Annotated in this window: 15 protein-coding genes; 7 read left to right on the plus strand and 8 right to left on the minus strand. The window is 43.3% G+C overall.

Annotation, left to right across the window (positions count from 1 at the left end):
* The first annotated feature begins 70 nt into the window (after positions 1-70).
* Both EHS13_RS31705 and EHS13_RS31710 read left to right on the plus strand, forming a co-directional pair.
* Positions 71-592, plus strand: a complete 522-nt coding sequence (locus tag EHS13_RS31705) for a hypothetical protein (protein ID WP_193571459.1) — start codon at positions 71-73, stop codon at positions 590-592.
* Between the two features lie 174 nt (positions 593-766).
* Entirely contained in the window at positions 767-2,599 is a 1,833-nt protein-coding gene (locus EHS13_RS31710) for a UbiD family decarboxylase (RefSeq protein WP_155704204.1), read from the plus strand.
* Between the two features lie 11 nt (positions 2,600-2,610).
* Here EHS13_RS31710 and EHS13_RS31715 read toward each other — a convergent pair whose 3' ends face one another.
* Positions 2,611-4,179: an S-layer homology domain-containing protein gene (locus EHS13_RS31715; protein ID WP_162463347.1), complete on the minus strand. Its 1,569-nt coding sequence runs from the start codon at positions 4,177-4,179 to the stop codon at positions 2,611-2,613.
* 261 nt (positions 4,180-4,440) lie between these two features.
* On the opposite strand from EHS13_RS31715, the gene EHS13_RS31720 reads away from it, so the two are divergent.
* Together EHS13_RS31720 and EHS13_RS31725 are read left to right on the plus strand one after the other, a co-directional pair.
* Positions 4,441-4,779: an ArsR/SmtB family transcription factor gene (locus EHS13_RS31720; RefSeq protein ID WP_155704206.1), complete on the plus strand. Its 339-nt coding sequence runs from the start codon at positions 4,441-4,443 to the stop codon at positions 4,777-4,779.
* 28 nt (positions 4,780-4,807) lie between these two features.
* On the plus strand, positions 4,808-5,284 hold the full coding sequence (locus tag EHS13_RS31725; RefSeq protein ID WP_155704207.1) for an SRPBCC family protein: 477 nt from the start codon (positions 4,808-4,810) through the stop codon (positions 5,282-5,284).
* Between the two features lie 157 nt (positions 5,285-5,441).
* Here the strand turns inward: EHS13_RS31725 and EHS13_RS31730 are convergent, their stop codons facing one another.
* Both EHS13_RS31730 and EHS13_RS31735 read right to left on the minus strand, forming a co-directional pair.
* The gene (locus EHS13_RS31730) at positions 5,442-7,406 is read right to left on the minus strand and encodes a DUF8034 domain-containing protein (protein WP_227013626.1); all 1,965 of its coding nucleotides are present in this window, start codon (positions 7,404-7,406) and stop codon (positions 5,442-5,444) included.
* Positions 7,360-8,121 (minus strand): SDR family NAD(P)-dependent oxidoreductase, encoded by a 762-nt coding sequence (locus EHS13_RS31735; protein ID WP_162463348.1) that lies wholly within the window; start codon positions 8,119-8,121, stop codon positions 7,360-7,362. Before EHS13_RS31735 ends, EHS13_RS31730 begins: the two co-directional genes overlap by 47 nt.
* 109 nt (positions 8,122-8,230) lie before the next feature.
* On the opposite strand from EHS13_RS31735, the gene EHS13_RS37025 reads away from it, so the two are divergent.
* Entirely contained in the window at positions 8,231-8,383 is a 153-nt protein-coding gene (locus EHS13_RS37025) for a hypothetical protein (protein WP_155704210.1), read from the plus strand.
* A gap of 85 nt (positions 8,384-8,468) precedes the next feature.
* Here EHS13_RS37025 and EHS13_RS31745 read toward each other — a convergent pair whose 3' ends face one another.
* Positions 8,469-8,660, minus strand: coding sequence for a hypothetical protein (locus EHS13_RS31745; protein WP_155704211.1), 192 nt, complete (start codon positions 8,658-8,660; stop codon positions 8,469-8,471).
* Positions 8,661-8,765: 105 nt separating this feature from the next.
* The gene (locus EHS13_RS31750; protein ID WP_227014076.1) at positions 8,766-9,191 is read right to left on the minus strand and encodes a MarR family transcriptional regulator; all 426 of its coding nucleotides are present in this window, start codon (positions 9,189-9,191) and stop codon (positions 8,766-8,768) included.
* 279 nt (positions 9,192-9,470) lie between these two features.
* Between EHS13_RS31750 and EHS13_RS31755 the strand changes: the two genes are divergently transcribed.
* A complete protein-coding gene (locus tag EHS13_RS31755) occupies positions 9,471-10,994 on the plus strand; it encodes an MDR family MFS transporter (protein ID WP_155704213.1) in 1,524 nt (507 codons plus the stop codon).
* Between the two features lie 435 nt (positions 10,995-11,429).
* Here EHS13_RS31755 and EHS13_RS31760 read toward each other — a convergent pair whose 3' ends face one another.
* Entirely contained in the window at positions 11,430-12,962 is a 1,533-nt protein-coding gene (locus EHS13_RS31760; protein WP_162463349.1) for an ABC transporter substrate-binding protein, read from the minus strand.
* A gap of 182 nt (positions 12,963-13,144) precedes the next feature.
* Between EHS13_RS31760 and EHS13_RS31765 the strand changes: the two genes are divergently transcribed.
* The gene (locus EHS13_RS31765; RefSeq protein WP_155704215.1) at positions 13,145-13,351 is read left to right on the plus strand and encodes a hypothetical protein; all 207 of its coding nucleotides are present in this window, start codon (positions 13,145-13,147) and stop codon (positions 13,349-13,351) included.
* Here the strand turns inward: EHS13_RS31765 and EHS13_RS31770 are convergent.
* Both EHS13_RS31770 and EHS13_RS31775 read right to left on the minus strand, forming a co-directional pair.
* Positions 13,348-13,674, minus strand: coding sequence for an antibiotic biosynthesis monooxygenase family protein (locus EHS13_RS31770; protein ID WP_155704216.1), 327 nt, complete (start codon positions 13,672-13,674; stop codon positions 13,348-13,350). The genes EHS13_RS31765 and EHS13_RS31770 overlap by 4 nt on opposite strands.
* Positions 13,671-14,945 carry an FAD-binding protein gene (locus EHS13_RS31775; RefSeq protein WP_155704217.1) on the minus strand — a complete coding sequence of 425 codons (1,275 nt, stop codon included), beginning with the start codon at positions 14,943-14,945 and terminating at the stop codon, positions 13,671-13,673. Before EHS13_RS31775 ends, EHS13_RS31770 begins: the two co-directional genes overlap by 4 nt.
* Between the last annotated feature and the right edge of the window lie 8 nt (positions 14,946-14,953).

Here is a 14,953-nt window from a genome sequence, read left to right on the forward strand (position 1 = left end):
TGTATCGTAGCTTGTATAACTTTACTCTTCAGGTAAATACTAAGAAGTATAATTAAAAAGGAGGATTCTCATGAAAGAAATTATCCAATGGTCTCTCTTAATACTGCCTTGGTTATCGTTGTTCTTCATTGGAAGTGAAAATTTACGAAGGTTCATGTCCGTCGGCTTGTTTGTCACGGTCATAAATACGTTATTGTATCAAGCAGCCTATTACTATAAATGGTGGAGGGAGCCCGGTTTATTTGGTTGGGATAATGTGATCCCTGTACCGTGGATATATAGCGCTTATTTCATTGCAACGCTTTGGATTTTTAGATACACATACAAGCGCTTTTGGTTATACATACTCGTCAATCTCCTTCTAGATGGGGGTTACATGTTCCTATGGTATCCTGTCCAACAGAAGCTAGGCTTGGCTTCCTCGCAAACTACACTAGCTCCTCTACCTACCTATGCGCTCATGATTAGCGTAGCTTTAATTATTTACTTATTCCAGATGTGGCAGGATAACGGTTTTAAATCAACACACAGTGATTACATCGATCACAATCGATTTAAGTGGCTTGTCGGGGAAAGAAGAAATGCCAGATAGCCTATCACCTATAATGCTGCACTGTCTCTTCAGCAGTGTCCCCTTGTAAATAGCGTTGTCTTAGAGGAATCTTCCCAATTCTGCGGATAGTAAATGCCCAACAGGAATGGTAAAATGTCTACTAGAACGACAATATAAATCCAGGAACACACATAGAGATTGGAGTAAGCCGATATGTATCGCCATTTAGAAGATTGCATCATTGATTTAGAGAAGCATGGCCACTTGATCCGGATTAATGAGGAAGTTGATCCTTATCTGGAAATGGCGGCCATTCATATGAAGGTTTATGCTGCCGGCGGACCTGCCTTATTATTCGAAAACGTAAAGGGCTCAAAATTCCGTGCGGTATCTAATCTCTTCGGCACCTTAGAGCGCAGCAAGTTTATTTTTCGTTCTACCTTGGATGCCGTGCAGAACGTAATGGCATTACGTAATGATCCGACAAAAGCCTTGAAAAATCCCTTTAAACATATCAGTACTGGACTCGCGGCTTGGAAAGCCCTGCCAATGAAAAAATCCGGAAGTCTACCCGCTGCAGCACAGGAAATCAGCATTGCCGATCTGCCACTCATCCAGCATTGGCCAATGGACGGTGGTGCTTTTATTACGTTGCCTCAGGTGTATTCGGAGGATCCCGAAAAACCAGGAATTATGAATTCGAATCTGGGCATGTACCGTATTCAGCTAAGCGGTAATGACTATGAAATGAATCAAGAGATTGGCTTGCATTATCAGATTCACCGCGGTATTGGAGTCCATCAGGACAAAGCGATCAAACAAGGCAAGCCGCTAAAAGTCAGTTGTTTTGTCGGCGGACCTCCTGCACATACTTTGTCAGCCGTAATGCCTTTACCTGAAGGAATGAGTGAGCTTACCTTCGCCGGCTTACTTGGCGGACGTCGTTTCCGGCATAGCTATATGGATGGCTTCTGTATCAGCAATGATGCTGATTTTGTGATAACGGGAGAAATTCATCCTGGCGAAACTAAGCCTGAGGGTCCATTTGGCGATCATTTGGGCTATTATAGCTTGACCCATCCATTCCCTGTAATGAAGGTACATAAAGTCTATGCCAAGCCTAATGCAATTTGGCCATTTACCGTTGTTGGCCGTCCACCGCAGGAGGATACCTCCTTCGGCGAGCTTATCCATGAGCTGACAGGCGATTCGCTTAAGAAGGAAATTCCTGGTGTTAAGGAAGTCCACGCTGTAGATGCTGCAGGTGTGCATCCCTTGCTATTTGCAATCGGCAGTGAGCGCTATACCCCCTATCAACCAGTCAAACAACCAACCGAAATACTCACAATTGCCAATCGCATATTGGGTACGGGACAGCTGAGCCTAGCGAAATATTTATTCATCACAGCCGAAGACAAACAGCCTTTAGATACGCATGATGAAGTGGGTTTTCTAACCTATATTCTAGCGCGGATTGATTTGCAGCGAGACATTCATTTTCAGACGAATACAACCATAGATACCCTTGACTATTCAGGTACTGGTTTAAATCAAGGCAGTAAAGTCGTTTTTGCTGCTTATGGAGATGTATTAAGAGAATTATGCACGGAAGTACCTGAGGGTTTGAATGAGCTGCGCGGATTCGAAAATGCTCGCTTGGTTATGCCCGGAGTAGTAGCAATCCAAGGAGCTGCATTTACAAGTTACACGGAAGCTCAAGAGGAATTACAAGGTTTATCTGAAGCTATTCATACCAAAGGGGTGCTTACAGCCTGTCCAATGATTATTTTGTGTGATGACAGCTCATTCATGAGTGCAACAATTCCGAATTTCTTCTGGGCTACCTTTACACGCAGCAACCCTGCCAATGATATCTATGGTGTGAATAGCTACTATGCGCATAAGCATTGGGCCTGTGATAATCTGATTATTGATGCACGCATCAAGCCTCATCAAGCCCCGCCATTAATCCCAGATCCAACCGTGGAGAAGAAGATCGAGCGATTATTCGTCAGCGGAGCCAGCTTGGGTGGGATAAAGATCTAGATCTACTTAGTCTATTGCAACAGCTTCACATAGGCACGTTTCACCAGCACTATAGCCTGCTCTCGCGTGGTATTGCCTGTTGGGTCGATTCGATTCTCACCTATACCACTCATGATATTAGAATTTAAAGCCCAATTTACGGCCTCGACTGCCCAAGAGGCTATTTTTGCTTCATCTGCTGCTTCAAATTTTTTGCTCGTATCGAGCACCAGCATTGGCTTTGCCGCCTTTACTGTGCGCATTAGCATCACGGCAATTTCCTGCCGGGTAATTGTTGCATTGGGAGCAAAGATACCCGCAGATATACCGGTCACAATACCTGCCTTATTCGCTTTTAATACATCTGAGCTCGTCGTATCTGTAAACGGATTTGGTGAAATCTCCTCTGCTATAATTCCGCTTAATAATTCATAAAGCTTTACCGCAAGCCCCGCAAAATGCTCCCGTGTAATGGGCTGCTGGTAGTTTCCGATAACTGCATCTATATAGAGGTTCAGTGTAATGGCCTGTTTCAGTTCCGCCTTCGCCCAGCCACTAGAGCCCTTCACAAGCTCCTCCAGTTTCTCATCTGTTAGTGCAGTTGTTCCACTCATTGTCCCGCTTCCACTCTTCGTATCATCTGGTTTACTTCCAGCTGGATCGACAGGTTTCTTTCCATCACCATCCCCACTGCCAGGCAATCCTGGAAGTTTGATCTCAGCAGAAATTTTATCCGAGTCGATTATATCGGGCATTGTCTTTAAAATTGTGCCTTTATCGACTTTAACGTAGTTTTTAGGCAGTTTAGTTGCAATGCTGTCTATGACATCGGATTTCTTAATAATATCTTTGATTATCAGAATGCCAGGCCGGGCCTTGATCAGCACAATCGCGGTTTGGGCTTCCGGCTTGATATCTTCCTGCAATGCAAACTGATCAATCACTGGAAATAAGGTATAGAAATAGAGATTAGTTTCCTGATTATTCGTCCCTTTATCTTCGTAGGTGAGAGGTCCAATGTGATCCATTGTATTTTTGACATAGAAGGTTTTATCACCTCCAGTGCCTCCAGTCCGATTAATTTGATAATAAGACTCCATATTGGAGTTATCGTTCCACGTTAAGGTAACCGATCCGTCGGCATTAGCTGTGGCGACTGCATCGCTTGCACCACCGGGCTGCATAATCTTAAACGGTCCTACATCTACCTTGGGATAACTTACACCTCCAATAAAAGGGGTAAAGCTGGTGCTCAAACGCAGCCGAGCCGACGTAACTGCAGCATCAATCGGAAGCTTGAAGGTTCCGTATTCTCCGAAGCCCTGATATTCCTCCTTGTGAAGCTCAAGAACGGGAATCCAATTCAATCCATTGTCAATCGAATAGAAAACACGTGCATAATCAAGTGAAGTTCCGATTGCCCGATCATCCCCAAAGCTGAAAGAGATCGTTTGCCCCGCTGCCAAATAAGGTTTCTCGCCGCTTTCAATAAAGAAGCCTGTAAGACTTACATCTGCATGAGCTGGGGACAAAGGTAAAAACACGACAATAGATAAACAGAACACTATAAAACCCAAGCTTATCCTTTTGAACAACTTCACATTCATCCCTCCATAACATTTCTTCGAATTAAATATAAGTATATTAATCTTCGTATCGGCTTAATATAAGCAGATCCTACCATTTATTAGTGTTTTTTTCTGAAATTCCTGCTGATTTACCTACCTTCAATTGATGTTTATGCCGGGAAAGATAGAATGCTGTTGAATGGCGGAACGAAGTTTCCTCTACATGAAATTTCATTTACATGAACATTCCTTATATGGTATATTGTAAACATCCATTCGAAGGGAGATTAAGCCATGAACACAGCAACCCTGAGCGCTCTTGCTGAACCTAATCGGGTGAATATCATTGAACTGTTGCGTGATGCTGGTGCACATACTGTGGGGGAGATCGCCCAGCAGCTTGGACTCAGACTGCCGCAATCCTCTAAGCATCTCCGTGTTCTGACAGATGCAGGGCTTGTCCAGGTTCAGGCTATTGCCAATCGGCGGATCTACATGCTGCGAACGGAGCAGTTCACCGAGTTAGACAGCTGGCTAAAGACCTTTATCAGCGTAAAAGAAGAACAATTTGAGCGGTTTGACGCTTACCTGAACAAACTAAAAGCAATGGATCAGAATCAAGACGACAAGTAATTAATAATAACTAAAAGGAGAAATTATAATGACAAAAACGACCATTATTGCTGAACCGGGAAAACAAGAAATCGTCATAACTCGAAGCTTCGACGCGGCACGCGAGCTTGTATTCAAAGCTTTCACTAACCCTGATTCTATCTCTGAATGGTGGGGACCTCGTAGCCACACAACATCAGTGGACAAAATGGAAGTAAGAAAAGGCGGTGTCTGGAGATACGTTTCGCACGACAGCAACGGGAATGAGTACGCGTTCAATGGGGTTTATCACGAAATCGCTTCCCCCGAGCGGATTGTTAATACGTATGAATTCGAAGGCTTGCCTGCAGTTGGGCTTGTAACGGTAACATTCGAAGAGGAACCTGGAGGCAAGACGAAGCTGACAGAAGTATCCTTGTTTCCCTCTATAGAGATTCGTGATGGGGTTATTCAATCAGGTATGGCAGAAGGTGCGATTGAGCTCATGGACCGTTTTGAGGAGCTGCTTGCGAAGCTTCAAGCGTAAATTCATTGGGGCTGTAGAATGTATAATCTCTAATTGATTAAACAATAAGCTCTAACCTCCTATTAGGAAGGTTAGAGCTTATTGTTTTAATGAGTGTGATGGTGATGTCTAGCCATAAGCAATGCGACCTTTTTGAAGTACTTCGGATGCATTGCTTTTAATTAGCTTTTACACGTCCACTAATCAACAAAGGCTTATCACTCGTCTCCCAAGGCATATCATAAGTAGGTGAATGCACATATCGTTCCATTGATGCATGCAAAGTTATACCTGTCCCAGCTGGAATAGAGACCTGAAGCCATCTTCCATTCACGGTTACTGTATCCGTTATATTGCCTTGTTGATTAATGAGCTCAACCTGCAGAAACCGATGCTCCCCGAACATTCCTGCTTGAACTATCAACAACCGATCGTCGAATAAGCTCGTATTGACCAGATGAAGCGTAACAGAATCCGCAGTCAGCTTTTCCACCAAAGCGGAAATGCCTGCAGGTAATCCAGGACGTTTCGCTTCAACATCATAATACCTAACACGTCCATGCTGCAGCCCGCCATGTGAAATGTGCATCGGCGCCCCTAAGGTCAGCTGGGCAAGTCCTTCAAAATAGAGTGGGCACATTTCCTGCCATGCATGGATGCTGGAATAGTCACCTTCATTGTACTTCTGCGACCAGTTATGCGGGTCGCCATCAGCTGAACGCATTTTAACCAGTTGGCTAGCTATTAGCTGATAATTCGCTGCTAAGATCTGTTGCGGATAATCCGGATTCAGTCCACGAATGTATTGATACCAGGGCTGTGTATTGCCAATGTAATGCTTTGTATTCCGTCCGGTTTTCTTGTCGGTCCCAGACATGGTTGGTACGATAACTTCGTTCCAATCATGATTCTTCGGAATCCGTTCAACTCGTTCAAGATCTTCTGCTGCCATGGAAATCATCCACAGATAAACGGGATATTGTGGTGTTGCTTCACGGAAATCTCCCCATCCGCTATCGAAATGTTTGTAAGGAACAACCCATCTACCCTCTTGTAATGTACGCAGCTCCCAATTCCGATCCAACTGCTCTCGCGCCAGCTGCAATTTCCCCATATCCCCGGTAAGCAAGACCGCATTTATACAGGCATTCGTCAAAGGCTCGATAATCGTTATAAAACCATGTGGCCAACGCCAGCCATAATACCCGCCCCACCATTTGCCATCATTATATTCGCCAATCTCACCGGATAAGCCAATATTGTCGGGGATAATACCGCCATTTTGCCGCGTTCGCTCTTCCCAAGCACCTAAGTAATCGACGATCTGGTCTCGAAACCGTTCTTCTCCTGTATGCAGAAAAGCATGCGCTAGCAGGCTCGTAGAATTCAAATTTAGCGGAACATCTCCACGGTTCATTCGCTCATTCATCATCTGTATCAGTTGTTTATAGGTTTCATCATCCGACCATGGGCACTTTCGGCTGGCAAAATCAACTCCTGGGATATCTTCATATGGAGCCAAGTAATCATCTAAAATACCGCGATGCGTGCTCCAATCTTCCTCGGTTACCTCAAATCTCGGACCTAAGCTGCCCGTTAAAGGGGAGCGAATGAGCAAACGTTCCTTATCATAGTTAGGAGCTTCCGGATCATCGCCTGTATACATATTGGCAAAACGCACAGCACGCTGGCGATCTTTAGGTGTCGCAGGACCTGCTAATCCGAGAAAATACAAATAAAGATAACCCTCACCATGATGCATCCAATCATAGTAAGCATCAAACTCGCGATGGATTTGGCCATATTCTGTCCATTGCCATGTTATGCCTTCCCATATTTTGCGTGACTTCTCATGTAATTCGGTACTTCCCCCTAAAACATACAAGAGTGCCAAATTCATAAAACCTTCATAGGGATCATCTGAGCCGTCCATACCAGGCCAATCACTTCGCCAAATCAAGGTGCCGTCTGCATGTGTGTAACGTGCAATGAATTCCTCTGCCGCTTTGTTCAACGTTTGAAACAATTGCTGCTGCTGCAACGCCCACTGAGGGGGTGTCAATTGCTCGGTTGCCTTTACTTGAATAGGCTTTTCTTTATTCTCCAATGTAATAGCCTCCATCAACCGGTATCTCTGCGCCATTGATCCAATCTGATTGTTTGCTTGCTAGAAAAACAATCACTTTGGATATCTGATCGGGAGTTGCCAGGTAAGGTGCATGCCGATAAATTTGTTCAATTTCTTCTGATGAATAGTCTACCTTTTTCAACCATTCATTTAACATTGGGGTAGCTGTACCTCCTGGCATGATGGCATTTACACGGATATTTGCTTTGCGCAAATCTAGAGACAGCCCTCGGGTCATATGGTTAAGTGCAGCTTTCATGGCATCATAAACCAGATTATTAGGTGAATTTACAAGTCTGTTAATCGAACTGACGTTAATGACAACGCCATCTCCGCTTTGTTTTAACCAAGGCAGTGCTGCCTGCGTTAGGAAAAAAGGCGCTTTGACATTTACAGCAAATAGCGAATCCCAATCCTCATGCTGAACTTCTTCCAAAGGTTTATTGCAGATTAGTGCCGCGTTATTTACTAGTATATCGAGTGCACCCCAGTGACTAATGGCTTGTTTAACAAGCTCGCTTGGAGCTTCCGGAAGTGCTAGATTCTGTCTAACGAAAACCGCACTGCCACCAAATAAGCTAATCTCATCAACAACCTGTTTGCCACGTTCTTCGTTCATTCCATGTACAATCACCTTTACTCCATTTCGAGCGAGGTCAACAGCTGCTGCCCTTCCAATCCCACTCGTAGAGCCCGTTACTATCGCTATTTTCCCACGTAAATCTTCCACTGCTTCACCTCGTCCTATTAATTTATTAACCTTTAATCGATCCTTCAGTCAAGCCAGCAATAAAGAACTTTTGCATAAATAAGAACATTAGCAATACCGAAATGAGGCCATGACAACCAAGGAGAATATATCCTCCCAGTTGGTGCTGTATTGCCCGATCGCGCGAAATATACCTGTTGTAACGGTATACCCTTTAGTAGAAGTAAGCCTTGGCTTGGAGCAGGTTCAGCTGGAGTATTGCTTTCTCTCATTTCTGCGGTGAGGACAGCAATTACATTTTCCTGATTCGCCAGCAGCAAATGTGTGATATCAATAACGTCATACAGTTTGGCAAAACGATAAGAGCGCTACGGCCCCCTCGCCACAATTGAACCATTGATATACACAATATAATAAAAATTGGCCGTCATATTTAATTCAGCTTTTTGCACTTTCGCAACGGAGAATGCTTTCCGGAACATCCACCAAGCGCCTAATTCTCCAGGGCTTGCCCAAATCCATTGTGTCGAAGGAGCAAATTGTTCTAAATGATCGTTCATGAAAATAAACTCCTTTTTAATAAAACCTGAATTCAGTTATGAATTAATTATAGGTTATATCATTTCTTGAATCGATCGGATTAATTAAAGATCTACTGGATAAGGTTAATTGCGTGCCGTCGAACTGAGTTGTTGAATCTGATCTTCAAGTACCGTGCTTGCTTTGCCAAGAAATTGCGTAATGAGCTCAAGCTCTTCAACTGTATATGAGGAAGCCAGCTTAACCATCGCTGAATGAAGCGGAAGGTATGTACGGCTAACCTCCTCTTTATTCTCATACAATGGGACAATAATCACTTTTCGACGATCGTTCGGGTCGTTCTGCCTGCGAACAAAACCGTTTTTTTCAAGCCGATCAATTAATGTGGTAACGCTGCCTGTAGCAAGCCCCGTTAGTTTGGACAGCTCACCGGCGGTGATGGGGCCTTTTTCGTGCAGGATATCTATAGATAAAAAATCATTATTGTATAACCCTAGAGAAGCAGCGACATTTTGCTGGTATAGGACGGTTCGGGCTCCCAGGCCTCGCATGCGTAAAGTGAATTGTTCCTGTAAATCTCTTGGTTGAACGTGCCGATCGCTTGACAAAAGACACCCCTCCTTTTAGAATATAGTTATCTTTAAAATCTAGATACTTTTATAAATAAGATACTAGATTAACGTGCAATTAATTAAGTTTATCTTAGCGGAATTAGTGCTAAATTGCAAAGGGGTAAGCAACAAAGGATTTTGTTTAAAAGAGCTTTGATTAAAGCGGGCTTAGTTGGTATTGTTATAGAAGCAGAAGAAATTTGAAGGGAGCAAGATTAGATGGTTAAGGGTAATAAAATGGGTATTATACTTGCAGGTTTGCTGCTGGCTATTCTTATGGCATCGATGGATAATACTATCGTAGCAACCGCAATCGGTACGATTGTTGGTGATCTAGGCGGCTTTGACAAATTAGTATGGGTGACTTCCGCTTATTTGGTAGCAGAGATGGCTGGTATGCCGATTTTCGGTAAATTATCTGATATGTATGGTCGCAAGCGTTTCTTTATTTTCGGAATTATTGTATTCATGGGCGGTTCTGCCTTATGTGGTACAGCAGACTCCATCGTAGAGCTGAGTATTTATCGTGCGATTCAAGGTATTGGCGGCGGTGCTTTAATGCCGATCGCATTCACAATTATGTTTGATGTGGTTCCTGCGGATAAACGAGGCAAAATGGGTGGGTTATTCGGTGCCGTATTTGGTATATCGAGTATATTTGGCCCGCTTCTTGGGGCTTATCTGACGGATTATATCCATTGGTCTTGGATTTTCTACATAAACTTACCGCTAGGTCTTATTGCATTCGTGATGATTGCTTTCTTTTACAAAGAGTCTGTCGAGCATTCCAAGCAAAAAATCGACTACCTTGGCGCATTCACGCTAGTAGCATCCATCGTTTGCCTGATGTTCGCACTCGAGCTTGGCGGTAAGCAATATGCTTGGGACTCCAGTATGATTATAGGGTTGTTCACAGCTTTTGCGGTACTTGTCATTGGTTTTATATTTATCGAACTGCGTGCACAAGAACCGATCATCACCTTTGGCATGTTCAAAAATCGCCTCTATGCAACTAGTAATGCCATGGCGATTTTTAGTGGAGCAGCGTTTATTACAGCCTCCATCTACATTCCAATTTTCATGCAAGGCGTACTTGGCGGATCTGCAACAAATTCTGGGCTGGTTCTGCTTCCGATGATGCTCGGAACCGTCGTTACTGCTGCAGGTGGCGGTTCCATGCTTGCTAAGTTTAAGTATCGCTCCATTATGATTCCAACATTGGCGTTGCTTGTTGTCGGAATTGCCCTACTCACTACATTAACACCTGATTCCACGCGATTCATGGTTACGATTTTCATGATTCTTGTAGGTCTTGGAATCGGCGCTTCTTTCTCTGTGTTAAGCAATGCAGCAATTCATGGCTTCACCGCAAGACAACGCGGCTCCGCAAGCTCGACGCTTAACTTCATGCGGTCACTAGGAATGACGCTTGGTATTACGGTTTTCGGGATTATTCAAAGCCATGTGTTTATGAATAAATTAGGATCCGTGTTCGGCGGCGGTGCTGCAGTGCCGGATGGTGTGGATCTAAGCGATCCGCGTAAAATCTTAACTCCGGAAACTCGGGACTTAATTCCCACTGATGTTCTGGATAAGATTACAGCGGCACTCTCCTCGTCACTCGTCCAAACCTTCGCTTGGGCTATTATCCCGTCTGTGATCGCACTTGTGGCAGCAATAGCCATGAGCAAGGAACAATTTGATCCGGCAGCTGAGATGGAAGAATATGCAGCTTCACATTAACAAACTCATATTCACAGTATAAAATGACCTTCATAAAGGGATTCACCTATTGGAACTTCCAATGTGTGAATCCCTTTTATTAATTTCTTTTCACAAAGAATATGGTTGACCCGTCTCATTTACTAAGAGCCTCTCTAAGATAGATTTTGAGGTTGCCGAAATTCCTTACAAAAGATTGGAGTTTTTTGAGATGAAACAACAAATATACATTTTCATTTAATAAAAACGTGGTTTTGAGACAATCTAACTGCAAATCTACAGGCAGATTTTAAAAAAGAGCTCAAAAACTCTTATTTCAAGAGTTTCTGGAAAATCTAAATGGATTTTTGCAGGTACCTCTCTTCAAATCGTTAATTTTGTTCAATCTAAATGGATATTTGCAGGTAGATTTCTAATTCTAAGATTTTAGCCATTGCATTTAATTCAATCTGCACTCTATCCCCCATAATTAGCTTTTGGTGCTCCACTATTAGTGCCGCTAGACTGATACAAGGATGGATCTATCGGTGCATTGGGATTCTCTTTGATTTTCTGCAGCACCAGATCTCCCTTAGTTTGCCATTCCGTCAAGGCTTCTTTAACTGTTTTCTTATCTGTAATTACTTCACTTAAGACATTCTGCCCAATTTGATCGATCGTCCAAATATTTTGTTTATCCCGATACAGCTTATTATAATCTGCTACTGGCGCTTGTTTAATGTTCTCATAGAAAGCTTTAATGTTAAACTCTATACCATCCTGTGGTTGAATGTACTTCTTAAGCGAAACCATTTGATAAGTACTATGGGATTTCAGCTGCGCCCATTTCTCGCCATTGATGAACTCAAGATACTTCCAGGCATCGTCAAAATTTGTTGATTTAGCATTAATGGCCATTAAATTGCTAAGCCCAATATTGGCGACTACACCTGGTGCATCTGGAAAGCTCGGCGCTGTCACTACATCCCATTCAATTTTCGTATAGCCTTTGATAGTATCCGCACTCTTATTAGCATTATTCAGCTGAGCCAATAGCCCATAATTCACGATTGCCATAGCCACTCGCCCCGACATAAAATCATCATAAGAAAAGGGTCCTTCCTGATTGTCTCCTCCACCATCACTTGATACATTACCTTCTTTTATTGATTTCAAATCTTCGCCGGATGGGATAATTTTATCTTTTTGCAGCTGGTTCAATTTAGTAAGCACACTCTCCCATTCCGGCGTATCTACCGTCATTTTCTCACCTAAATCATCATACATCTGCAAGGGAAATGCGTCCGTATACGTCTTCATGCTATAGAACATACCGCCTTTTGCTTGGGAGGAGAAGGAGAAGCCGTATTTATGATTCACTCCTTCATCGTGAGTTAGCCGTTTAGCAAGTGCAAAAACCTCGTCCCATGTCATTTTATCGCGGGGTAAATCTGTTACTCCAGCATCGATAAACATTTGCTTATTGTAGATTAAAGCCGGTGAGTCGAAATTAGGTGAGAGGGCATATAGCTGACCATCCTCACTAAAGCTTTTCAAGCTATCCATGACGACTGGCACAATATCCGTAGTATCAAACTTACTGCTTTTTATCTGTGCATCTAGTGGAGCCAGTAAATTTTTGCCCATGACTGTTTTCATTTGCTCTGCTCCCAGAATAACAACATCCGGTGGATTAGGTCCCTCCATCAGGTCCATCATGATTTCAAGTGAGGTTTTGGGCAGCGGCTCATTGGGATCATTCGAAGTCCCGTTGCTATAACGTCCGGTATTGCTATAATCCATAGTAGGAATGATTTCAACTTTAATATTCTCATTAGCAAGCTCAAAAAGCTCTGTATATTGCTCACGGAAATACTCTTCATCCATCCCATAACCCGATGCAATCCGTAATATATGCTCTGTAGTATTCGCCGCGGGTTTATTCGTACATGCTGCAAGCATAGACCCTACTATTAATAGAGTTAATAGGGTTATCGTTGTTTTCTTCATTCTATGTACCTCCAGAAGATTTTGTAGTCTTCCTATCATAGAGTAAAGGCTTTAAATTTCTACTAAGAAAAGATAACGAATTCATTAAGATTTCGCTAAACTTCCTTTTATCTGTATATATTTACGAGAATTTGTCCAAGTTAATTAATATAGAGAAGTGTCTCGGAAGGAAGTGTTTATTTATGCAGGATAGTGAATTTGTAGACGAATATATGTTGATTTACGAGTATTATATGGATCACGAAATTACTGCTGAAGAACGGAGTAACCTAGAAGAACAGTTAATTCAATTAGCTGAACAGCGAATGAATACTCTATCCATTAAGCTAATAAATGAAAAAGAACAGTGGAGCATGGTTCCCTCCCTGTCCTCTACTAGACTTGGTTAGACTTTTTCAAATCCATAATCTCTTTCGACCTTACAAACTCTTGTTTTATAGGTGAGATACCATTCCGAAATACCTTGGCTTTGTGCGGCCAAATGTCGTTCATTTTGTTTCCATTTTTGTATGGCTTCTAGAGACTCCCAGTAAGATACAGTAATACCTAATCCTTCTCTAGCACTTTCTACACCGAGAAATCCTGGTTGAATCGATGCAAGCTTTACCATTTCGTCTGCCATTTCTGCATATCGGTTATCCCCATCTGTTCGTTCAGATGTAAAAATCACGGCATAATAAGGTGGTTGTGGCGTTTTAGCAATCTCACTCATGTGATGTTCTTCTTCATAATATATTCTTCCAAAAAGGCATTGCTGAACTTTCCTTTAGGATCAAATTGACGAAGTAACCCTTGAAAGTCAGGCAGTTTCTCATAGAGCGATTGCAGTTTGGCAGAGGGCATAGTAAACAGCTTGGCCCAGTGAGGACGAACATGGAATGGCTCAAGCACCTTTTCGATAATCGGCAGCACTAGTTGGACCGCATCCCAATCAGCTTTCCAGGTAAAATGAAACGCAACCGAATCTTGCTTATAGCAAGGACTCATCCAAAGATTATCTTCTGCAATCGTGCGAACCTCGGAAACAAGGAGGAGTGGCGAGATGTGCTCCCGTATCTGGTCAAGCGCACACAATGCATGATAGGCATCTTGACGAGGCACAAAATACTCACTTTGCAGCTCATTTCCAGCACTTGGGGTGAAATCCATGCGAAAGTGCGGCATCCGTTCATACCACGGTCCCGCTATGCCCAGCTGTTCGCTGCAATTCTCTGATCCGTGTCCTGGAATGGGGTGCCGATTCGTGCTTGCCCGTGTCGCTCCGAAAAACTCTGGCCCAAGCTGAGCTGAGGCTTGTGCTGTTATTTTCTGCTTTAGCCAAACTTGATTGAACGAAGCCTTCTTCCAGTCCGTGAATAGACTGACACTGTAAGCACTGGAGAAAATTTCTTCAAAGTGATCTTTAAGCTGCAAAAGAGATAAATTATCGTAGACGTACTGACTCATCTGAAATGTCGGGATCACATCCAACGTGATTTTCGTAACTACACCCAATCCCCCAAGTCCAACGATTGCTCCGTCGATTACCCCACTTTCTTGTTCACGGGAGAACGCGACCGTTTCTCCATCTGCTTTTATAACCTCCATGGAATGAACCGCTGTAGCCAAATTGCCGTTCCGATTACCGGAACCATGTGTTGCTGTTGCGCATGCACCTGCTATGGTAATATGCGGCAATGACGCCAAATTGTGCAGTGCATAGCCGTTGCTATGAAGATATTGGCACAGCTCCCCATACCGAATCCCAGCTTCGACCGTTACCTTGTTGTTCGTTTGATCTAATACTATCACTCGGTTAAGTTTCTGAAGCGAAAGAAGGCTTCCGGTAGAATCTGCAATTCCATTAAACGAGTGGCGCGTGCCAAGCACCTTTATTCGACTGCTGCGTGCCACTAATTCTTGCACTTGTCCAACGCTTTCCGGGACATGAAGCTCCAATGCGCTGTACTTGTAGTTACCTGCCCAGTTTTGATTATTTTCCACATTACTCA

The organism is Paenibacillus psychroresistens, from assembly GCF_009728935.1.
Lineage (GTDB): Bacteria > Bacillota > Bacilli > Paenibacillales > NBRC-103111 > Paenibacillus_AC > Paenibacillus_AC psychroresistens.

Excerpts from the sequence above, each read along its gene's own strand:
- EHS13_RS31710 (WP_155704204.1), top strand. The coding sequence starts at position 767 with ATGTATCGCCATTTAGAAGATTGCATCATTGATTTAGAGAAGCATGGC.
- EHS13_RS31745 (WP_155704211.1), bottom strand. The coding sequence starts at position 8,660 with ATGAACGATCATTTAGAACAATTTGCTCCTTCGACACAATGGATTTGG.
- EHS13_RS31770 (WP_155704216.1), bottom strand. The coding sequence starts at position 13,674 with ATGAGTGAGATTGCTAAAACGCCACAACCACCTTATTATGCCGTGATT.
- EHS13_RS31750 (WP_227014076.1), bottom strand. The coding sequence starts at position 9,191 with ATGCGAGGCCTGGGAGCCCGAACCGTCCTATACCAGCAAAATGTCGCT.
- EHS13_RS31765 (WP_155704215.1), top strand. The coding sequence starts at position 13,145 with ATGCAGGATAGTGAATTTGTAGACGAATATATGTTGATTTACGAGTAT.
- EHS13_RS31730 (WP_227013626.1), bottom strand. The coding sequence starts at position 7,406 with ATGGCGCAGAGATACCGGTTGATGGAGGCTATTACATTGGAGAATAAA.
- EHS13_RS31720 (WP_155704206.1), top strand. The coding sequence starts at position 4,441 with ATGAACACAGCAACCCTGAGCGCTCTTGCTGAACCTAATCGGGTGAAT.
- EHS13_RS31705 (WP_193571459.1), top strand. The coding sequence starts at position 71 with ATGAAAGAAATTATCCAATGGTCTCTCTTAATACTGCCTTGGTTATCG.
- EHS13_RS37025 (WP_155704210.1), top strand. The coding sequence starts at position 8,231 with ATGACAACCAAGGAGAATATATCCTCCCAGTTGGTGCTGTATTGCCCG.
- EHS13_RS31725 (WP_155704207.1), top strand. The coding sequence starts at position 4,808 with ATGACAAAAACGACCATTATTGCTGAACCGGGAAAACAAGAAATCGTC.
- EHS13_RS31755 (WP_155704213.1), top strand. The coding sequence starts at position 9,471 with ATGGTTAAGGGTAATAAAATGGGTATTATACTTGCAGGTTTGCTGCTG.
- EHS13_RS31760 (WP_162463349.1), bottom strand. The coding sequence starts at position 12,962 with ATGAAGAAAACAACGATAACCCTATTAACTCTATTAATAGTAGGGTCT.